The sequence below is a fragment of the Sphingomonas sp. OK281 genome, assembly GCF_900115295.1.
In the GTDB taxonomy this organism is placed as follows: domain Bacteria; phylum Pseudomonadota; class Alphaproteobacteria; order Sphingomonadales; family Sphingomonadaceae; genus Sphingomonas.
The window spans coordinates 792,693-812,332 of sequence record NZ_FOVZ01000002.1; the positions used below are offsets into that span (position 1 = coordinate 792,693).

Annotated in this window: 14 protein-coding genes and 1 tRNA gene; 6 read left to right on the forward strand and 9 right to left on the reverse strand. The window is 66.2% G+C overall.

The genetic code is table 11. From position 1 onward, the window contains the following. Positions 1-59: 59 nt before the first annotated feature. Complete coding sequence (locus BM244_RS09775; protein ID WP_093398712.1) at positions 60-2,777, reverse strand: TonB-dependent receptor; 2,718 nt, start codon at positions 2,775-2,777, stop codon at positions 60-62. Positions 2,778-2,988: 211 nt separating this feature from the next. Beyond that, entirely contained in the window at positions 2,989-5,169 is a 2,181-nt protein-coding gene (gene ligA / locus BM244_RS09780) for an NAD-dependent DNA ligase LigA (protein WP_093398713.1), read from the reverse strand. A 116-nt stretch (positions 5,170-5,285) separates the two neighbouring features. Between ligA and BM244_RS09785 the strand changes: the two genes are divergently transcribed. Together BM244_RS09785 and BM244_RS09790 are read left to right on the forward strand one after the other, a co-directional pair. After that, positions 5,286-6,257 (forward strand): SDR family oxidoreductase, encoded by a 972-nt coding sequence (locus tag BM244_RS09785; RefSeq protein WP_093398714.1) that lies wholly within the window; start codon positions 5,286-5,288, stop codon positions 6,255-6,257. Positions 6,258-6,398: 141 nt separating this feature from the next. Continuing rightward, a complete protein-coding gene (locus BM244_RS09790) occupies positions 6,399-6,728 on the forward strand; it encodes a hypothetical protein (protein ID WP_093398715.1) in 330 nt (109 codons plus the stop codon). 197 nt (positions 6,729-6,925) lie between these two features. Here BM244_RS09790 and recN read toward each other — a convergent pair whose 3' ends face one another. Together recN and BM244_RS09800 are read right to left on the reverse strand one after the other, a co-directional pair. After that, positions 6,926-8,590, reverse strand: a complete 1,665-nt coding sequence (gene recN / locus BM244_RS09795; RefSeq protein ID WP_093398716.1) for a DNA repair protein RecN — start codon at positions 8,588-8,590, stop codon at positions 6,926-6,928. A 62-nt stretch (positions 8,591-8,652) separates the two neighbouring features. Continuing rightward, a complete protein-coding gene (locus BM244_RS09800) occupies positions 8,653-9,600 on the reverse strand; it encodes an outer membrane protein assembly factor BamD (protein WP_093398717.1) in 948 nt (315 codons plus the stop codon). 146 nt (positions 9,601-9,746) lie between these two features. On the opposite strand from BM244_RS09800, the gene BM244_RS09805 reads away from it, so the two are divergent. Together BM244_RS09805 and BM244_RS09810 are read left to right on the forward strand one after the other, a co-directional pair. Then, positions 9,747-10,571, forward strand: a complete 825-nt coding sequence (locus tag BM244_RS09805) for a class I mannose-6-phosphate isomerase (RefSeq protein WP_093398718.1) — start codon at positions 9,747-9,749, stop codon at positions 10,569-10,571. 357 nt (positions 10,572-10,928) lie between these two features. After that, a complete protein-coding gene (locus tag BM244_RS09810; protein WP_093398719.1) occupies positions 10,929-12,104 on the forward strand; it encodes a glycosyltransferase in 1,176 nt (391 codons plus the stop codon). 137 nt (positions 12,105-12,241) lie between these two features. On the opposite strand, the gene BM244_RS09815 is transcribed toward BM244_RS09810, so the two are convergent. The 4 genes from BM244_RS09815 to yajC form a co-directional block, all read right to left on the reverse strand. Continuing rightward, positions 12,242-12,616: an Mth938-like domain-containing protein gene (locus BM244_RS09815; RefSeq protein WP_093398720.1), complete on the reverse strand. Its 375-nt coding sequence runs from the start codon at positions 12,614-12,616 to the stop codon at positions 12,242-12,244. A 118-nt stretch (positions 12,617-12,734) separates the two neighbouring features. Then, complete coding sequence (gene secF, locus BM244_RS09820) at positions 12,735-13,703, reverse strand: protein translocase subunit SecF (protein ID WP_093398721.1); 969 nt, start codon at positions 13,701-13,703, stop codon at positions 12,735-12,737. Between the two features lie 14 nt (positions 13,704-13,717). Then, positions 13,718-15,322 (reverse strand): protein translocase subunit SecD, encoded by a 1,605-nt coding sequence (gene secD / locus BM244_RS09825; RefSeq protein ID WP_093398722.1) that lies wholly within the window; start codon positions 15,320-15,322, stop codon positions 13,718-13,720. Beyond that, positions 15,322-15,663 (reverse strand): preprotein translocase subunit YajC, encoded by a 342-nt coding sequence (gene yajC, locus BM244_RS09830; RefSeq protein ID WP_055875282.1) that lies wholly within the window; start codon positions 15,661-15,663, stop codon positions 15,322-15,324. Before yajC ends, secD begins: the two co-directional genes overlap by 1 nt. Before the next feature lie 243 nt (positions 15,664-15,906). Between yajC and BM244_RS09835 the strand changes: the two genes are divergently transcribed. Continuing rightward, positions 15,907-15,983: transfer RNA gene (locus tag BM244_RS09835), tRNA-Pro, on the forward strand. A gap of 214 nt (positions 15,984-16,197) precedes the next feature. Here the strand turns inward: BM244_RS09835 and BM244_RS09840 are convergent. Beyond that, complete coding sequence (locus tag BM244_RS09840; protein ID WP_093398723.1) at positions 16,198-18,480, reverse strand: NADP-dependent malic enzyme; 2,283 nt, start codon at positions 18,478-18,480, stop codon at positions 16,198-16,200. A gap of 611 nt (positions 18,481-19,091) precedes the next feature. Here BM244_RS09840 and BM244_RS09845 point away from each other — a divergent pair. Next, positions 19,092-19,628 carry a glycoside hydrolase family 108 protein gene (locus BM244_RS09845; RefSeq protein WP_093398724.1) on the forward strand — a complete coding sequence of 179 codons (537 nt, stop codon included), beginning with the start codon at positions 19,092-19,094 and terminating at the stop codon, positions 19,626-19,628. Positions 19,629-19,640: the final 12 nt, after the last annotated feature.

The following is a 19,640-nucleotide window of genomic DNA, read 5'->3' on the forward strand; positions in this document are numbered from 1 at the left end:
GAAAAGGCCGCCGCTCCCCGAAGGGAACGGCGGCCGATCGCGCGTGGTATCTTGAGCGATTAAAGCCCGACGTTGAGCGATGCGATGAAGGCGCGTGGCGAACCGATCTGGACGAACGGTACCGCGGTCACCAGCGTCGAGCCGCCCGTGAAGCCACCAATATAATATTTGTTGAAGGCATTCTGCAGGTTGAGCTGGATATACGTCTTCTTGTTCTCGATCCCGGCCCAGTCGAGCGACAGGCGAACGTCGAAATCGACCGTGGTGTAGCCCGGCGCGACCGCACCATAGGTGCTGTACTGGACGCCGCGCGTCGCCGTGGGGAAGGCCGCCGTGGTATTGGCGACGGTCGGGCAGACCGTGTTGACCAGCGCAACGGTGCAGGCGATCTGGCCGAGGTTCTGGTCGTTCAGGTAGCGCCGGCCCGTACGCTTGGCCTGCACACCCAAATCAAGCGGACCCAGCGTTGCCTGGATTCGGCCGCCATACGTGTACACAGGAGCGCCCGACTCGCGCTTGCCCTCAGTCAATGCAAAGATCGGCGCGCCGACCGCCGAGCAGTTGATCGTCGTGTTCGTCGTGCAGGTACCGATCTGGACGTCGTTCTTGATCTCGGACTTCAGATACGACGCATAAGCATAGAGCAGCAGTTCGTTGATCGGCCGATACGACACGCTGCCGTCGACACCGTATTTGTCGACGCGACCCAGGTTACGATACAGCGTCTGTTGCGTGTCGGGATCGTAGGACGCTGCCAGACGGTTGGTGAAGCGCGTGTACCACGGGCCGACCGATGCCTGAATGCGGCTCGACGTATACCGAATGCCACCGTCGAAATTGTCCGTCGTCTCCGGCGTGGGATTGGCCGCAGCGGTGCCGGTCGCATAGAAGAAAGTCTGGTAAAGGTTGTCGGTACCCGGAACCTGTACGCCCTTCGAGTAATTGCCGAAGATCGAGAAGTGGCCCTGCGTATTGTACACGAAGCCGACGTTCGGCAGTACGCGATTATACTTGAAGTTGCGCTGCTGGGGTGCCGCGTAGAGCGGGTTGGCCGCGGCGTAGATCGCGTTGTCCGCCGCATTGTCCAAGCCCAGGCAGTCGACGTTGCCGTTCGCGGCGGTCGTGAAGCAGTAGTTGTTCAGCTCGCGCTTGAAGAACTTCGCGGTGACGCCGACGGTCACCGTCAGCGCGTCGAAGAACGTGCCGCGATATTCGCCGAAACCCTGGTTCAGTACGGCTAACGACTTGCGGTCGCGCTTCTGGACGATGCGGCCATTGACTGCCGTCAGACCGTCGTTGACCGGGAACACGTCGATCGGCACGCCGTTCGACAGGATGCGGCCCAGTTCGCCGGTCTGGCGGTGGCGGCCATAGTCGAGCGTGTAGCCGAGGCGCAGGTTCTGCGAGTCCGAGAAGTCATAGCGGAGCGACGAGATCACACCATAGCGATGCGTGATCGTCTGGCTGGGTGCCAGAAGGGTCACGCCGCCGTTGGTCGTGACGGTGCCGACCGTCGCGGTACGATCCCGGACATCACCGTCGCCGTTCAGATCCTGGCCGAAATAATAGTTGCCACCGACGAAGCCATAGATCGGCGTCGTAATCGCACCGCGAGTCGCGGTCGCGGTCTGGGTGTAGCCGCCTTCCTGCGCGCGCACCGTGCCGCCGCCATTGGCCTTGGTGTACTGATAGCTCGGGTCGACGGTCAGGGTCAGCTTGTCGGTCAGCGTGAAGCGCGAATTGACGCGGATGTTGCCCGTGTTCGACGGATTGTAACGCTCGTCAAACGTCGTGCCGCAGGTGTTGGGGACATCGTTCGTGCCCGTCACGCCCGACACTGTCTGACAGCGTGGTACCGAATAGGGCAGTTCGTCGCGGTTGCGCGGGAAACGGCTGGTCGTCGCGGTGCCGGGGGTGCGAACCGCACCGGTTACCAACGTCGGCACGCCGTTGACGATGGTCGAGGTGAAGACATTGTTGTCGTCACGCAGCGGTGCCGAACCGAAGAAGTTGTTGCGGTTCTGGTTGTAGTTGCCCGACACGGCGATGAAGTCGCCATTGCCGCCGATCGGCTGGTACAGCTTGGCGTTGTACTGTTGCTTTTCGATCTTGCCGAAATCGTTGAAAACGACATTGTTAGTCGCGCTGCTGGCTGCGACCCACAGCTTCGTCCCAAACGGCGTGAACACGCCGCTGTTGAGCTGAATGAACGTCCGGAAGAAGCTATAGTCGCCGATCGAGCCGACCATCCGAGCACCGATCTCGTCGGTCGGATTGACCGTACGATAGTTGACCGTCGAACCGGATGCCGACGCGGTCGGCGAATCGACGTCGGTCGCCCCGAGGTTGACGTTCACTTCTTCGATTAGCTCGGGGTCAAGCTGTTGGTTCGAATAGATCGCATAGTTGCCGGTGTCGTTCAGCGGGATGCCGTCAAACGTCTGGCTGATGCGGCTGGAGTCGAAGCCGCGGATCGTCAGCGTGCCGCCGGCCGAACCGAACGGATCGTTGTTTTGGAAGCTGACGCCCGGCAGGCTGTTGATGATCTCGTTGACTGTCTGGCCCGGTGTCTGGCGGGAGATGAACTCTTGCTTTAGGACCTGCTTGTTCTTCGAGGTGTTGCTGACCTTTACACCACCAACGTCGTCGGCGCGCGTCCCGGTGACCAGGATCTCGCTGTTCGCTTCAGCATCGACGGTACCGGTCGACTGCGCAAAAGCGGCAGCCGGTACCAAAAGTGCGGCGAAAGCGACCCCGCAAGCAAGCATTGTACGCATCTGAATAATGTCCCCTTAGAGCCCGTAGCTCTGGATGTCGGCTTTTCCCACCGGACATCCGTGCCCCTGCACGTCGGATATTTCGGTTATGTTACATTGGCGAGTCGCGAAGTGTCACAGACACACTCGGTTAATGTCCGTTGCAAAAAGGCAACGCAATCGAGCGCTTTCGTGGCGATCGGAACCAACGCCGGACACAGTGTGACCAGCCTTAGCTGGCGGCGACGATCTCGGCCCATTCGACTTCGGTGATGACGCGAATGCCGAGGTCGGTGGCCTTTTTGAGCTTCGATCCCGCACCTGGTCCGGCGATCACCAGGCCGGTCTTGCTCGACACCGACGCGGCGACGCGCGCACCGAGCGCTTCCGCCTGTGCCTTGGCCTCGTCGCGGCTCAGTGTCTCGAGGCTGCCGGTGAAGACCAGTATTTGCCCGGTTACCGGCGATTCGCGCGTCTCGTGGACGACGTCGGCGGGCTTCACCTCGCGCAACAGGTCGAATACGACGCGGCGATTATGCGGTTCGGCGCAGAAGCCCACCAGCGCGCTCGCGACCTCGGGGCCGATCCCGGCCGTCTCGATCGCGCCGACCAGCAGCTTGTCGCGGCGTAGGACGAATTTCCGCTCGGGTTCGCCGATCACCGGTTCGATCTGGCCGCGCAGGAATACCGCGTGCCGCAGGACCGCGCCGAGCGCCCGCGCGGACACATAGCGTCGCGCGAGGTCACGCGCGGTAATCTCGCCGACGTGGCGGATGCCGAGCGAGAACAGGAACCGGTCGAGCGGGATCGTCCGCTTGGTCTCGATCGCCGCGATGACCTTGGCCGCCCAGACGCGCCCGTCCTTCTTCCGCGCCGCGAGCTGCTCCTCGGTCAGCTGGAAGATGTCGGCGGGCGATTCGATCAGCCCGTCGCGGAAGAACGCCTCGATCAGCGTCTGGCCGAGCCCACCGATGTCGAACGCGTGGCGCGAGGCGAAGTGGATCAGCCGCTCGACTCGCTGTGCCGGGCAGATCAGCCCGCCGGTGCAGCGATAGACGACCTCGCCCTCCTCGCGCTCGGCGGCGGACCCGCATTCGGGGCAGACATGCGGGAAGACATACGCCTCGCGCTCTGCGTCGGGCGTCAGGTTCTCGACGATCTGCGGGATCACGTCACCAGCGCGCTGGACGAGCACGCGGTCGCCGGGGCGTACCCCGAGGCGCTCGATCTCGTCGGCATTATGCAGCGTCGCGTTGGTCACGACGACCCCGCCGACCGTGACGGGGGACAGCCGCGCGACCGGGGTCATCGCGCCAGTCCGGCCGACCTGGATGTCGATCCGCTCCAGCAGGGTCTGCGCGCGTTCGGCAGGGAATTTGTGCGCGATCGCCCAGCGTGGTGCCTTCGCGACCTGGCCGAGTCGTGCCTGCCAGTCGAGCCGATCGACCTTGTAGACCACGCCGTCGATGTCGAACGGCAGGTCGGCGCGCTCGGCTTCGATCTTTCGATACACGTCGAGCGCCGCGGCCGTTCCTTCGACCCGCGCGAACCCTTCGGCGATCGGGAAGCCCCAGCCGCGCAACGTGTCGACGACCTCGGCCTGCGTTTCGCCCGGCACGACGCTCGCCTCGCCCCATCCATGCGCGAGGAACCGCAGCGTCCGGCTCGCGGTGACGCTCGCGTCCTTCTGGCGGAGCGACCCGGCGGCGGCGTTGCGCGGATTGGCGAACTGCCGCGCGTCCTTGCCCGTCGCCTCCGCCTCGGCGAGCAGGCGCGCGTTCAAGGCGGCGAAGTCGTCCTTCGCCATATACACCTCGCCGCGAACCTCGAAGACCGCAGGTATGCTCCCCCTTTCTTGTTCCCCCGCGAAGGCGGGGGCCCAGTCTGGGCCCCCGCCTTCGCGGGGGAACAAGGTCTGGGGGATGTCGCTAATGGTCCGCACATTGGCCGTTACGTCCTCGCCAACTTGGCCATCGCCACGCGTGAGGGCCTGGACCAGACGCCCCTCTTCATACCGCAGCGAACACGAAAGCCCGTCGATCTTCGGTTCGGCGGTCAGCGCCACCGGCGCGTCGTCCGCGAGCTTCAGGAACCGGCGCACGCGCGCGACGAACTCCTCGACCTCCTCGTCCGCAAACGCATTGTCGAGGCTCATCATCGCCTTGGCATGCGCGACCTTCGCGAGGTGCCCCGCAGGCGCCGCGCCCACAGTCCGGCTAGGCGAATCGCTCCGCACTGCCGCCGGAAATGCCGCCTCGATCGCCGCATTGCGCCGCACCAGCGCGTCATACTCGGCGTCGCTAATCTCGGGCGCGTCGTCGGTGTGATAGCGCGCGTTATGATACGCGATCTGCGCGGCAAGCGTCTCCAGCTCGGCGGCGGCATCGGTCTCGGTCGCGGGAAGGTCGGTCATCGCGTCGGGTTAGGGGAGGGGGGCGTCTTTCGACAAGACCTCGATCAACATGGCGTGAACATTCGCCCGACTTGCGCGCTGACATCACAAGGAAATCTTTCGCAGGACACGCCATCATGACCGACACCAGCCGCCGAGACCTGTTCAAGGGCGCCGCCGTCACCGGCCTCGCCGCCGCCGCCGCGCCCGCCTTCGCGCAAGGCGCCGCGCCGCTCGCCGATCCGCAGACCAAATACCCCTCGCAACCCTTCCCCGAGCAGCGCCAGAAATGGCCTGCGCTTCAGCGCAACATGCACCCCGTTCCCGATTGCGGCGAGGCGAGCTACCGCGGGTCCGGGCGCCTGGCCGGTCGCAAGGCACTCGTCACCGGCGGCGATTCGGGAATCGGTCGCGCTGCGGTGATCGCGTTCGCGCGCGAGGGCGCCGACGTCGCGATCAACTATTACCCGACCGAGGAACCCGACGCGCAGGACGTCGCCAAGCTACTCCGCGCCGAGGGGCGGAAAGTCGTCCTCATCCCTGGCGACCTGACCGACGCGAAGTTCTGCAACGACCTGATCGCACGCGCCAATCGCGAACTCGGCGGGCTCGACATCCTCGTCAACAACGCCGCCTACCAGCAGTCGAAGGAGTCGATCGCCGAGATCAGCTTCGAGCAGTTCGACCGGACGATGAAGACCAACGTCTACGCGATGTTCCACCTCTGCAAGGCGGCGATCCCGCTGATGAAGCCGGGCGCGTCGATCATCAACACCGCCTCGGTCAATTCGGTGAGCCCAGAGAAGGAGTTGCTGGACTATGCCTCGACCAAGGGCGCGATCCTGATCTTCACCAAGGCGCTCGCGAAACAGCTCGCCAAGCAGGGCATCCGCGTCAACGCGGTCGGACCCGGCCCGATCTGGACGCCGCTGCAGGTCGCAGGCGGACAATTGCCGGGCAAGATGGGCGAATTCGGCCAGGATACGCCGCTCGGTCGCGCTGGCCAGCCGGCCGAACTGGCGGGTCTCTACGTCGCGCTGGCGGATCCGAGCGACAGCTACACCACCGGCAGCTTCTTCGGCGCGAACGGCGGCACCGGCGCGTCCTGAATTCGCCCATCACCCCGGCGAAGGCCGGGGCCAGTTGGCAAGGTCGTTGTAAGGGAGCACCGTGTTCCCCAACTAAACTTATCCCAACTGGGCCCCGGCCTTCGCTGGGGTGGAATCGGGGGTGCGATGAAAACAGCAGCTATGATCATCGCCATAGTCTTTGCCGCCCCCGCCGCCGCCCAGCAGACTCACGTCTCCCCCAAGCCCGCCCCGGCGATCGGCTATGACTGGAACGACGATTCGTCCGCGGACGACCGCGTCCAGCAATCGCTATGGCCGCGCTCCGACGCCAGTGCCGCCGGGCTCGACGACATGATCCATACCGAACAGGCGCCGGTCCGCGCCGCGATCCACGAAGACGGTGATTTCGGCAGTCGGGCTTTGCACGGCCTGCGGAAAGTCGGCGGCGACTATATCGTCGTGCCCGTCCTGAAGATCCATCTGGGGCACCCGCGGCAGGCGATGCCTTGATTTACGGGAGAACCGTACGGGACTTGGCTGACTTCAGCTGACCTTTCCCCGGTAAATGTCGGCCCCCCTCCCTGAAAGGGAGGGGCTGGGGGTGGGTAGGCCCGATTGTGCCGCCGACGTTCGACCATGTGGAAACCGACCCACCCCCGACCCCTCCCTTCCAGGGAGGGGGGAACAGGAGGCAAAACGTCGCGCGTCTACGCCCGCTCCAGCAACCGCTCCGCCTGAGCCCGCGCCTCATCCGTAATCTGCGCCCCCGACAGCATCCGCGCGATCTCCTCCCGCCGCTCGCTTTCCGACAAAGCCCGCACGCCGGTCCGCGTGACCGTCCCGTCGCTGCTCTTGGCGATCAGCAGATGCTTCGCCCCCCGTGCAGCAACCTGCGGGCTGTGCGTCACCACCAGCAGCTGCGTGCTCAACGCCAGCCGCGCAAGCCGCTCGCCGATCGCGCTCGCCACCGCACCGCCGACGCCTCGGTCGATCTCGTCGAACACCATCGTCGACGCGCCGCCCTCTTCCGCCAACGCCACCTTCAGCGCCAAGATGAAGCGCGACAATTCGCCACCCGACGCGATCTTGGTCAGTGCAGCGAACGGCGCGCCCGGATTGGTCGAAATCTCGAACTCCACCCGGTCCTTGCCCGCAGCCGACCAGCCCTCGTCGCCAAGCGGCGCGACGACGGTCTGGAACCGAGCCGCATCCAGCTTCAACGGTGCCAGCTCGCCCGCCACCGCCACGTCGAGCCGCTTGGCCGCCGCCAGCCGCCGCTTCGTCAACGCATCCGACGCCGCATCGAATGCCTTCCGCGCCGAAGCCACCCGCGCCTCGATCTTCGCGATCCCGCCTTCGCCCGCATCGAGCCGCTCCAGCCGCGCGCGCATCTCGTCCGCCAGCGCCGCCAGATCGTCCGGCTGCACGCGGTGCTTGCGCGCCATCGCCCGAAGCTCGAACAACCGCGCCTCGTCATCCTCCAGCGCGCGCGGATCATACGCCATCTCGGCCCGCGCATCGCGCAAGCTCTCCTCCGCCACCGACGCCTCGATCACCGCACGATCGACCGCTGCCAGCGCATTGCCCAGCGCGACATGATCCTCCGCGATCCGCTCGAGCACGCGCGCGGCCTGGCGCAGCTTCGCCATGCCGCCGTCCTTGCCCTCGAGGAAATCGTCGATCGCCGCGAGATCGTCCGCGATCTTCTCCGCGCGCTGCATCGATCGCCGCGTATCCGCCAGCGTCTCTTCCTCACCCGCGACCGGCGCCAGCGCGGTCAGTTCGGCCACCGTATGCTCGAGCCATTCGCGATCGCGCGCCGCCGTCTCGATATCCGCGCGCGCCGCCGCCAACTCCGCTTCGGCAGCACGAAACGCCGCGTAAGCCTTGCCGGTCGCGCCAGGCTCGGTCCGTCCGAAGATATCGAGCAACGCCCGATGCCCGCGCGCATTGAGCAGCCCGCGCTCGTCATGCTGGCCGTGGATCTCGACCAGGTGCGGCGCCATCTCGCGCAACAGCCCCGCCGACGCCGGCTGGTCGTTGACGAAACCGCGACTGCCGCCATCCGCCTTGACGATTCGCCGCACGATCAGCGGCTCGCCGCGCTCAATCTCCAGCCCGTTCTCGTCGAACAACAGCGCCAGCGGCGATTCGGGGGCAGGGGCATCGAACGTCGCGGTCACGACAGCCTGCGCCGCGCCATGCCGCACCAGCCCGCTGTCGCCGCGCCCGCCGAGCGCCAGGCCCAGCGCATCGAGCAGGATCGACTTGCCCGCCCCGGTCTCGCCGGTGAGCACACCGAGCCCTTCGCCGAATCCCAGGTCCAGCGCCTCGATCAGCACCACGTCGCGAATGGAAAGTTCGGTCAGCATAGTATGTCCGCCATAGACGAACGACCACGCAAAGCGATCCCCCTATGTTCCAGCGTCGTGGATCAGCTGCCGGTGTTGGACGGCTGCCCGGCCGATCGCGGTGCCGCCGGCGCGCGCTCTGCAGGACCGGTCGGGGTCGAGCCCGGCTCGTCCAGCTCGACCATCACCGAAGGCGTACCCTTGGTCCCCACCGGCACCACCTGCTCGCCGGGCTTGAGCGGCGGTACGGCCGGCACCTGGTTCTTCTTCAGCAGGTCGTACGCGTGCTGGTACCAGTCGGTACCCGGATAGTTGCGCCCCAGCACGGCGCCGGCCTTCTCGGCCTCGACGGGCACGCCGAGCGCGAGATACGTCTCGGTCAGCCGCATCAGCGCTTCCGGGGTGTGCGTGGTCTGCTGGAACTTGTCGATCACGGTGCGGAACCGGCCGTTCGCGGCGAGCCACTGGCCGCGCGTTTCGTAGAACCGGCCGATCTCCATCTCCTTGCCCGCGAGATGGTCGTTGACCAGATCGATCTTCAGCCGCGCATCCGACGCGTAGCGCGTGTTCGGATAGCGGCGCATCAGTTCGCCGAGCGAATCGAGCGCCTGCCGCGTGATCTTCTGGTCGCGTGTCACGTCGGTGATCTGCTCGTAATAGCCGAGCGCGATCAGGTAATAGGCGTAAGGCGCATCGCGATTACCGGGATGCACCGCCAGGAAGCGCTGCGCCGAGCTGATCGACGCGGTATAGTCCTTGGCGAGGTAATAGCTGAATGCCGACATGATCTGCGCACGACGCGCCCAGATCGAATAGGGATGCTGGCGCTCCACCTCGTCGAACAGCTGCGCCGCCTCCTTGTAGCGCGCCTGGTCGAGCCGGCGCTTCGCGGTCGAGTACAGCGTGCCGACATCGCGCGCGACATAGGGCAGGTCGCCCTTCGCGGCGCGGCCGCTCGCACAACCGGCAATGGGGAGCGCGAGCGCGGCGATGAGCGTGACCGCGAGGGCACGTGACTGGGTGATACGCATTGGCGTTGTCCTTAGCGTATGCGGGGCTCGGCGAACAATCCCTTTCGCCACACCCTATTGGGCCTTTCCGTGGGCCGGATCGCACGGCAATAGTGGCGCGTTGACGCTATCATTCCCATTGCGTCATTCACGTCGAGGATCATGTCATGCCGGCCACATTGTTGCACACCCACCGCGTCGAGAAGCCCTGGGGTCGCGACACGCTCTGGCCCGGTTTCGAAGACCCCGCCGCCGGCTCCCCGCCGATCGGCGAAGTCTGGTTCCAGGAGCCCGGCAACACCACCCCCGATCTGCTGATTAAATACCTGTTCACCAGCGAGAAGCTGTCGGTTCAGGTCCATCCCAACGACGAACAGGCGCACGAGCGTGGCCTGCCGCGCGGCAAGGACGAGTGCTGGACGATCCTCGCCGCGGAACCGACCTCGACGATCGCGGTCGGCACGAAGCAGCCGGTCTCGAAGGACGATCTTCGCCAGTCGGCGATCGACGGCACGATCGAGGACATGCTCGACTGGAAGCCGGTCAAGCCGGGCGACTTCATGTATTGCGCGTCGGACACGATCCACGCGATCGGCGGCGGCCTGACCGTGATCGAGGTCCAGCAGAACTCCGAGACCACCTACCGCCTCTACGACTACGGCAGCGACCGCGAGCTGCACCTGAAGGACGGCATCGAAGTCGCCGACCCCACGCCCTACGTCCCCGTCGCGCCGCCGGTCGAGATCGAGACGGGCCGCACGATCATGGTCGAGGGCCCCAAGTTCGTGCTGGAGCGCTGGAAGGGCGGCGACCACGTCGTCAACCTGCCCGAAGGCACGACCGGCTGGGTGATCCCGATCACCGGCTCGGGCGACGTCGCCGGCGTCGCGTTCAAGGCTGGTGAGTGTGCCACGATGACGGGCAGCGAAACCGTCTCGACGAGTGCGGACGCGGATGTCCTGTTCGCGTATCCCCTCGCAAAGCGAATCTGAGGGCACCGCGTCTCAACGTCCGTTCCACCCCACCTCTTTGTTCTCCCGCGAAGGCGGGAGCCCAGTCTGGGTCCCCGCCTTCGCGGGGAAACAAGGTAATCGAGGGCAACCACACCTTAGGTTGCCACCACCCCAAGTGACTACCACCCCAACAACGAGCACCACCTAACCACCACCCCGGCGAAGGCCGGGGCCCAGTTGGAAAGGTGGCAATAATGGAAAACAGCGCTCCGTTAGCTACGTCCCCCAACTGGGCCCCGGCCTTCGCCGGGGTGGCGGTTACCGTTGAGCGCGCACCTCCAAGACCATTGCCCCCCGCTCACCCCACATTAACCCACCCCCTATAACCCCGAACCAATGCTCCGCATCCTCACCCTCTCCACCCTGTTCCCGGATGCGACCCGCCCCAATTTCGGCGTCTTCGTCGAACGCCAGACGCTCGGCCTCGCCGCACACCCGGACGTCTCGCTGCAAGCGGTAGCACCGATAGGCCTCCCCCCAGGCCCGCTCCGCCGCCTCGGCCACTACGCCACCCTGGCAAAACTGCCGACGCACGAACGGTGGAAGGGCCTCGAAATCCACCGCCCGCGCTTCACCGTCCGGCCGTTCCTCCAGGGCCGCCATCACGCCGCCGCGTTGCAACGCGCGCTCATCCCCGTGCTCGATACGATCCGCAAAGACTTCGCGTTCGACGTGATCGACGCATCGTTCTTCTTCCCCGACGGCCCCGCCGCGGTCGCCCTCGGCAAACGCTACGACGTCCCCGTGTCGATCAAGGCGCGAGGAGCGGACATCCACCATTGGGGCAACGCGCCCGCCACTGCCGCCCAGGTCCGCGACGCAGGCCGTGACGCGGCGGGCATGCTCGCGGTCAGCGCCGCGATGAAGGCCGACATGGTCGCGATGGGCTTGCCGGCCGATCGCATCCGCGTCCACCACACCGGCGTCGACCAGGACCGCTTCCACCCCGTCGACCGCGCCGCTGCCAAGGCAGCCCTCGGCATCGCGGGCCCGCTGGTCGTCTCGGTCGGCGCGCTGATCCCGCGCAAGGGCCATGACATCGTCATCGACGCGGTCGCCGCCCTTCCCGGCGTCACGCTCCTCATCGCAGGGCAGGGCCCCGCGCGATCGAACCTCGAAGCGCAGATCGCGCGACTCGGCATAGCCGACCGCGTCCGCCTGCTCGGCGCCGTGCCGCACGCCGAAATTCCGAAGCTGATCGCAACCGCCGACGTCACCGCGCTCGCATCGAGCTCGGAAGGCCTCGCCAACGCCTGGGTCGAATCGCTCGCCTGCGGTACGCCGATCGTCATCACCGACGCCGGCGGCGCGCATGACGTGGTGACATCGCCCGAAGCAGGCCGCGTCACGATAGGCGACCCACTAGCGTTCGCCGCAGCGATCGGCGCCCTGCTGGCTGATCCGCCGTCGCCCCAAGCGACGCGCGCCACAGTCGCCAGTTTCACCTGGGAAGCCAACACCGCCGCGCTCTACGAGCACCTCGCAACGCTGGCCGCGAATCACCGGCTTTAGAATCCTCCCCCGCCAGGGGGAGGTGGCAGGCGCTTGCCTGACGGAGGGGGAGGAAAGGGAAACATCGGTTGCGCTGCCTCCCCTCCGTCACCTCCGGCGACACCTCCCCCTGGCGGGGGAGGATCAGCAGTCTCAGATCACCCCTCGAGCGGGTACAATGCCGCCACGATCCAGCGACCTTCACCACGCAGAACCGCCCAAGCCCGAGCAGCAGCCCGGCTATCCATCGCCTCGATCCCGAACCCCCGTGCCTCCACCGCACGCTTGAACGCAAGCGGCGGCTGGCGAAGCGCAGAACCGGTCCCCAGCAACAGGAACTCCGGCGGCGGATCGAGCGCCAGCAACGCGGCCACATCCGCCTCGCCCAGCGCCTCGAACGCCGGCGGCTCCCAGCCATCCGCGCGTTCGGGGCTGATCAACAACGCGGTATAATAGCCGTCGTCGACCTTGAACCCAGCCCGACCGATCGCCGAGATCATCGGCCCATCGGTCTTCTCGCGGTCCATCCTCATGACAAAACCCCGTCATCCCCGCGGAGGCGGGGACCCATAACGGCAACCGCCAGCGACTCGATCGCGACGCCAGCCACTATGGGTTCCCGCCTCCGCGGGAATGACGAGCGCTCGAAGATCAACGCTCGACCTTGGGACCAACCCGCTCGGCGCCGTCCTGCACGCCGCCCTTGCGCGGGGCAGGATCGGCCCGTAGCCCCAGCGTGATCAGCAGCGACGACGACACGTAGATCGACGAATACGTGCCCACGACGATACCCAGGATCATCGCCGCGGTGAACCCGCGCAGCACGTGGCCGCCCAGCACCAGCATCGCGACCAGCGCGAGCAGGATCGTCACCGACGTCATCACGGTCCGTGGCAGCGTCTCATTCACCGACAGGTCGATGATCTCGCGCATGTCCATCTTCCGATACCGGCGCATGTTCTCGCGGATACGGTCGTCGATCACGATCTTGTCGTTGATCGAGTAGGAGATGATCGTCAGCACCGCCGCGACGATGTTGAGGTCGAACTCGAACTGCGTCAGCGCGAAGAAGCCGAGCGTCATCAACAGATCGTGGACGATCGCGACGACGGTCGACACGCCGAACTGCCATTCGAACCGCACCACCGCGAACAGCGCGATGCCGAGGATCGCGAGGCCGACCGCGAGCAGCCCCTTGCTGATCAGCTCTTCGGAAACCTTGCCTGAAATGGTGTCGTATTTCGAGAAGGTCGCGCCGGGGAACTTTACGGCGAGGTCGTCCGACACCTTCTTCACGAGGCGGTTGGTTGCACCTTCATCGCCGCTCTGCGGGACGGGGAGGCGGATCGACAGCGTCTTGGGATCGCTGAACGACTGGATCGAGGCTTCGCCGACGCCGAGCCGGTCGACTTCGGTGCGGACCGCATCGATCGACGGCGTGGTCGCGAACTTCTCCTCGATCAGGACGCCGCCGACGAAGTCGACGCCCATGTTGAGGCCCTTCGTCACGACAAGTCCGATCGCCAGCAACGACAGCAGCAGGGTTAGCCCGAACGCCCATTTACGGAGCGAGACGAACTTCAGGTTGGTGTTGTCGGGTACGAGTTTCAGCAGGCGCATGGTTATCTCCCGCCTCAAATATTGATCGTGGTGGGGCGGTTCTTCCGCAGCCACAGCGCGACCATCATCCGCGTGAACGTGACGGCGGTGAACACCGACGTGCAGATCCCGATCAGCAGCACGACCGCGAAGCCCTTCACCGGACCCGAGCCGAGCAGCAGCATGATCACGCCGGTGATGGCGTGCGTCACGTTGGCCTCGAAGATCGTCCGCGACGCTTCCTTGTAGCCGAGCTCGACCGACTGGATCACGCTACGCCCGCGTCGCCGCTCCTCGCGGATACGCTCGTTGATCAGCACGTTGGCATCCACCGCGGTCCCGATCGTCAGCACGAACCCGGCGATCCCCGGCAGCGTCAGCGTCGCGTTCAGCATCGCCATGACCGCGACGATCACCAGGATGTTGATGACCACCGCGAGGTTCGCATAGACGCCGAACCGGCCATAGGTGACGAACATGAACACGATCACCGCGAGTGCCGCGATGATCGAGGCGAGCACGCCGGCGCGGATCGAATCCTTGCCGAGATCGGGGCTGACGGTGCTCTCGGCGATCGTCTTCAGCGCGACCGGCAGCTTGCCCGAGCGCAACGAGATCGCCAGCGAGTTCGCCGATTCGACCGTGAAATTGCCCGAAATCGACGCGCGACCGCCAAGGATCGGCTCGTTGATGTTCGGTGCGGAGATCACCGAATTGTCGAGGATGATCGCGAACGGCTTGCCGGTGTTCTCGGTCGTCACCTTGGCGAAGCGACGCCCGCCGACCGCATCGAACGTGATCGCCACCTGGGCTGCGTTGGTCTGCTGTTCGAACTCCTGGCGCGCATCGGCGAGCTGGTCGCCCGAGATGATCACCGAGCGCTTGACCGCGATGAACGGCACGCCGCGCGGGTTGCCCGGATACGGGAGAACCTGGCTGCCGATCGGCGCGATACCCTTGACCAGGTCGGCCGGGTTCGCGGTTTCGTCGACCAGCTTGAATTCGAGCTTGGCGGTCTTGCCGAGCAGTTCCTTCAGCGCCTGCGGGTTCTTAAGCCCCGGCACCTGGACGACGATCCGGGTCGCGCCCTGGCGAACGATCGTCGGCTCCTTGGTGCCGAGTTCGTCGATACGGCGGCGGACGACTTCGGTCGCGTCCTTCATCGCCGTGTCGACCGCCTGCGTCAGGCCGGCCTCGGTCGGCTTGAGCACGAAGCGGCTCGTGTCGACGACGTTGATGTCCCACTCGCGCTGGCCGCTCATGCCCGCGCCACCGCCGGTGATCGCCAGCAGGCGCTCGCGCGCCGCGTCGACCTGGCTCGGATCACGCAGCAGGAAGCTCAGCTGGCCGCCCCGCGTCGAAATGTCGCCGATCTCGATCCGCGGCGTCCCGTTGCGCATCGTCCCCGCGACGCTGTCACGCATCGCCTCGATCCGCGTCGCGGCGAGGTCGGCGGTATCCGCCTCGAGCAGCAGATAGCTGCCGCCGGCGAGATCGAGCCCGAGGTTGATATGCGGATGCGGAATCCGCCCCCATTGGCTCGTGGTGCTCTCGGGGAGGAAGCTCGGAATCGCCAGCAGGCACAATGCCGCCAGCAACCCGATGATCGACCCGACCTTCCAGCGCGGAAAATCCAACATCAGTCGTTCGCCGGCTTCGTGTTCGGGCTGGTGATGTCGGTCAGCGTCGCCTTGACGACGCGGACGCGGACATTCGGCGCGATCTCGACCTCGACGACATTATCCTCGACCTTGGTCACCTTGCCCAGGATCCCGCCCGAGGTCACGACGCTGTCGTTCTTCTTCACCGCGGCGACCGACGCCTGCAACGCCTTCATGCGCTTTTGCTGCGGACGGATCATCAGGAAATAGAACACGACGAACACGAGGAAGAGCGGCGCGAGGCTCAGGAACGAGGCGATCCCGCCCCCCGCCGTCGTGGCGCCGTCTGCGGCCTGGGCATAAGCTGGTGAGATGAACATGAAGGTCCGTATCTGGCTGGGCCGTAAAAGGCGCAAGGATGGGTCGGGCCGGACGTCGCGCGTCGCGCCCGCATTGGTCCGCCCGCTATCATCGCTTGGAACCTCACGCAACAGATCGACACAGGATGAGACGTGGGAGCCCTGCGACCGAACGCATCTCTCATTGCCGCCGTGTTCGCGCTTGCATCCGGCGCGCGCGCCGCGTAGTGCGCCCCCCTCGGGTCGCCTTGCGGCCCGTTCGGTCGGAGCGTAGCGCAGCCTGGTAGCGCACCACACTGGGGGTGTGGGGGTCGCAGGTTCGAATCCTGTCGCTCCGACCATTTTCTTATAGCGATGATGAGACGCGCCGTTGCTCAGGTAGCAGCGACGCTGCTCACTTGCGTGCCACGCCCACCCCGCCCGCAACGCGCCCCCCTCCCTGAAAGGGAGGGGCTGGGGGTGGGTAGGCCGGTTCGAGCCACCCCCGTTCGAACTTGCGGAAACCGACCCACCCCCAACCCCTCCCGTCCAGGGAGGGGGGCAGAAGGAGAAGAGTTAAGCCGTCTCGCTTACCGTCGCCGCATGACCCACGGCCACCGCACTCAAGTTCACGATCCCCCGCGCGGTCACGCTAGGCACCATCATCTGCAACGGCTTGGCGAGCCCCAACAACATCGGCCCCAACGGCAGCGACTCGGTCGACGCCGACAACAACGACACAGCTATGTTCGCCGCATCGATGTTCGGCATCACCAGCAGATTCGCCGACCCGGTCAGCGGGCTGTCCGCGACCAACCGCCGCCGCAGCGCCTCCGACAGCGCCGCATCGCCGTGCATCTCGCCATCGAACTCGAACTCGGGCGCCGCTTCCTTCAGCAAAGCATGGCCCGCGCGCATCTTCTGCGCCGAGGGCGACCGCGACGCACCAAAGCTCGAATGCGACAGCAACGCCGCCTTCGGCTCGATCGCGAACGCGCGCACCGCCTCGGCCGCCAGCAAGGTCATCTCGGCGATCTGCTCGGCGGTCGGATCGACCGTCACGTGCGTATCGCAGAAGAAAAGACTGCCGGTGCGCAGGATCACTGCCGACATCGCATACAGCCGCGAGACGCCCGGCATCCGCGGGATCAGCGGCATGACGTACGTCATCTGCGTCCACCAATCGCCGATACCACCACACAAGGCTGCATCGACGCGACCCTCGCGCAACAGCATCGCCGCCGCCACGCTCGGCCGAGTCCGCAGCGCCCGCTCCGCGCTGTCGGGCGGCGATCCGCGACGACCAACCAGCGCGTTATACCCGGCGAGCAGCGGATCGAACACCTCGCGGTCGGTCCCCGGATCGAGCACTTCGACGTCGGTCCCGATCGCCATTCGCAACCCGCTCGACTGGATCTTCTCGGCGATCACCTCGCGCCGCCCGATCAGCACCGGCCGGCCGATACCCTCGTCGATCACCGTCTGCACCGCGCGCAGCGTGCGGTCGTCCTCGCCCTCGCCATACGCGATCGAGCGCCCCGCCTGCTTGGCACGCGCGAAGATCGGCCGCATCAGCTGGCCCGAGCGGTACACGAACACTTCGAGGTCACGCAGATACGCGTCGAAATCCTCGATCGGCCGCGTCGCCACGCCCGATTCCATCGCCGCCTTCGCCACTGCCGGGGCGACGTGCAGGATCAGCCGCGGATCGAACGGCTTGGGGATGATGTAGGTCGGCCCGAACACCGGCGTCGCGCCACCGTAAGCCGTGACCACCACGTCCGAAGCGGTCGCACGCGCGAGGGCCGCGATCGCATCGACCGCCGCCACCTTCATCGCCTCGTTGATCTCGGTCGCGCCGACGTCCAGCGCGCCGCGGAAGATGAACGGGAAGCACAGCACGTTGTTAACCTGGTTTGGAAAATCCGAGCGGCCAGTGGCGATGATCGCGTCGGGCCGCGTCGCATGGACCAGCGCCGGCTGGATCTCGGGCTCCGGATTCGCCAGCGCCAGGATCAGCGGATCGGGCGCGAGCAGATGCAGCCATTCCTGCTTCAGCACGCGCGGCGCCGACAGGCCGAGGAAGATGTCCGCCCCCTCCAGCACGTCCGGCAGGGTCCGCGCGTTGGTCGTGCGCGCGTACCGCGCCATGTTCGGCGGCATCACGTCGCCGCGATCCTTGTGCACCACGCCCGCGATATCGGTCAGCGTCACGTTCTCGGGGTTGAGCCCCATCGACACCAGCAGGTCGACCGTCGCGAGCGCCGCCGCGCCTGCGCCCGACGTCACCAGCTTCATCTGGTCGAGCCGCTTGCCGCGCAGTTCGAGCACGTTGCGGACCGCGGCGGCGCACACGATCGCGGTGCCGTGCTGGTCGTCGTGGAACACCGGGATGTTCATGACCTCACGCAGCTTCGTCTCGATCTCGAAGCATTCGGGCGCCTTGATGTCCTCGAGATTGATCCCGCCGAACGTCGGCTCGAGCACGCGGACCGCCTCGATGAACGCCTGCGGATCGAGCTGGTCGATCTCGATATCGAAACAGTCGATCCCGGCGAATTTCTTGAAGAGCACCGCCTTGCCCTCCATCACCGGCTTCGACGCGAGCGCACCGATCGCCCCGAGCCCGAGCACCGCGGTTCCGTTGGTGATCACGGCCACGAGATTTCCGCGAGCCGTGTAATCCCGCGCCTTGTCGGGATCCGCGGCGATTTCCTCGCACGCGGCAGCAACGCCCGGCGAGTAGGCAAGCGCGAGGTCGCGCTGCGTCGCCATCCGCTTGGTCGCCTCGACCGAGAGCTTACCGGGCTTTGGATAGCGGTGATAATCGAGCGCGGCTTTGCGGAAATCGTCTTCCATGATCTTCCTAACCTGTCGGCCGCGGCGGCGACCGGGTGGGCGCGGGCAAGGCCCGCGGCGAATGTTCAAGGGAGCGCATAGCCTCAGGGGCACCGATCCGCCAACCCCGCGCGGACGTAGCGTCGGTTTGGGTGGGCGGGTGCGACCGCGACCCACCTGCCATCCAGCAACGGCACCCCCCCGCAACGGCACCCCCCCGCAACGGCACCCCCCCGCAACGGCACCCCCCCGCAACGGCACCTCCCCGGCGAAGGCCGGGGCCCAATTGGAACGTCGGACATAACGAAGCGCCGTCCTCCATCATCGCCGCCCCCCAATTGGACCCCGGCCTCCGCCGGGGAGGTGCTCTCGAAACGAACGGCCCACGATCCTCTCGATAGCTGCTGCCCCTAGACTTCCCCCCTCCCTGGAAGGGAGGGGCAGGGGGTGGGTCGGCTTCCGTATACAAACCCGCCGCAACCCAAGCAGGCCAACCCACCCCCAACCCCTCCCTTCCAGGGAGGGGAGCAGGTGGCGCCTGAGCAACGGTACGCGCCCAGGCGGCACAGAATCCCCTGTCCTACAGCGAACCAATATGGTTCGCTCGCCCCGACAAAGCCCGGGAGCCAGCCATGACCATCGACCACCTAATCGAAGCCGTCATCGACCGCGAAGGCGGCTACACCAACCACCCCGCAGACCGAGGTGGCCCCACCCGCTATGGCATCACGCAACAAGTAGCCCGCACCAACGGCTACCCCGGAGACATGCGCAACTTCCCCCGCGACCAGGCCGAAACCATCTACCGCCGCCTCTACTGGACCCGTCCCGCCTTCGACCAGATCGCCCCGCGAGCTCCGAAAATCGCCGAAGAACTGTTCGACACCGGCGTCAACATGGGCCCCGCAGTCGCCGCCACCTTCCTCCAACGCGCCCTAAACGCCCTGAACCGAGGCGCCACCGACTATCCCGATATAACCCTCGACGGCCGCATCGGCCCCGCCACGCTCACAGCCCTCAACGCCTTCCTGTCCCGCCGAAAACCAGGCGGCGAAACCGTGCTCCTGAAAGCGATCGAGGCGCTCCAGGGCGAACGCTACGTCGCGCTCGCCGAGACCCGTCCCGCCAACGAAGCCTTCCTCTACGGCTGGCTCGCGAACCGCACATGACGCTCGTGACGA